Raw genomic sequence first — 1,668 nt, forward strand, 5'->3', positions numbered from 1 at the left:
GCGCAAAGAACTCGCCGGCGCACCCGAGCTGCTGGAACTGCCGCTGGACCATCCCCGCCCCGCCGTCGCCAGCTACCGCGGCGCCACGGTGGAGCTGGACATCGACGCCGACCTGCACCGCGCATTGCTGTCCTTCGCTCAGGGCTCGGGCGCCACGCTGTTCATGGTGCTGCACTCGGCGGTGGCCGCACTGCTGTCCCGTCTGGGCGCGGGCACCGACATCCCGATCGGCACCGCAGTGGCGGGGCGCTCCGACGAGGCACTGGACGACCTGGTCGGCTTCTTCGTCAACACCCTGGTTCTGCGCACCGACGTGTCCGGCGACCCGACCTTCCGCCAGCTCCTGGCCCGCGTCCGGGAGACCGACCTCGCCGCCTACGCCCACCAGGACACCCCCTTCGAGCGTGCCGTGGAAGCCGCACAGGCCACCCGGGTGCTCTCGCACACGCCGCTCTTCCAGGTTTCGTTGAACCTGGAGGACGGCACCGCCATCACACCGGACATGCCCGGACTCCAGGTCCGGCCCGAACCGGTCGGCGTCCAGGCCGCCAAGTCCGAGCTGGTCTTCGGCCTCACCGAACAGAAGACGGCGGCCGGTGATCCCGCTGGTCTCACCGGCGTCCTCACCTACGCCACGGACCTCTTCGAGCGCACCAGCGCCGAGGCCCTGGCCGATCGACTGGTCCGGACGCTGCGGACCATCGCGGCCGATCCGGACCGCACGATAGGCAATGCCGAGATCCTTGCGGAGCAGGAGCGGCGGGAGCTGCTCGACCGCCGCAACGCCACCGAGCGCGAGGTCCCGGCGCTGACCATGCCGGAGCTGTTCGAGGCCCAGGCCGCCCGCGCGCCGCAGGCCGACGCCGTGGTTTACGAGGACACCACCCTGTCCTACGGTGAACTGGACCGGCGCGCCAATCAGTTGGCCCGGCTCCTCATATCCCACGGCGTGGGGCCGGAGCGGCTGGTCGCGCTGGCCATGCCCCGCTCCATCGAGATGGTCGTCGCGGCTCTCGCCCTCCACAAGGCAGGCGGCGCCTACCTGCCGATCGACCCCGACTACCCGGCGGACCGCATCCGCTACATGCTCACCGACGCCGACCCGGTCTGCGTCCTGACCACCACCGCGGTAGAGCTGCCCGCCACCGGTCACCCCCGCATCCACCTCAACGGCGACGAGACGACCCAACATCTGCCCGACGGGCCGATCAGCGACGACGAACGCCTGGCACGCTTGGAACTGCACCATCCCGCCTACGTCATCTACACCTCCGGCTCCACCGGCCGTCCCAAGGGCGTCGTGGTCACCCACACCGGCATCGCCTCCCTGTCCGCGGCGCAGGCCGAACACCTCCATGTCGGCCCGCAGTCACGCACTCTGCAGTTCGCCGCCCTCAGCTTCGACGCCGCCGCCTGGGAACTGATCATGGCGCTCACCCACGGCGCCACCCTCGTCCTCGCCCCACCCGCACGCCTCGCCACGGGCGATGAACTCACCCGCCTGCTCACCGAACAGCGCGTCACCCATGCCACGCTGCCCCCGGCCGTCCTCGGCGTGCTCCCTCCCGGCGGGCTCCCCGACGGCATGACGCTGATCGTGGCCGGCGAGGCCTGCCCGCCCGAGCAGGTCGGCCGCTGGTCAACAGGCCGCCGCATGATCAACGCCTA

The 1,668-nt window shown here is 71.2% G+C and carries 1 protein-coding gene; it reads left to right on the forward strand.

The window, feature by feature from the left end; genetic code table 11:
* The coding region (locus tag J7E91_RS35540; protein ID WP_214911598.1) for an AMP-binding protein at positions 1-1,668 on the forward strand (1,668 nt) is incomplete at both ends.

The organism is Streptomyces sp. ISL-99, from assembly GCF_018614005.1.
Lineage (GTDB): Bacteria > Actinomycetota > Actinomycetes > Streptomycetales > Streptomycetaceae > Streptomyces > Streptomyces flavidovirens.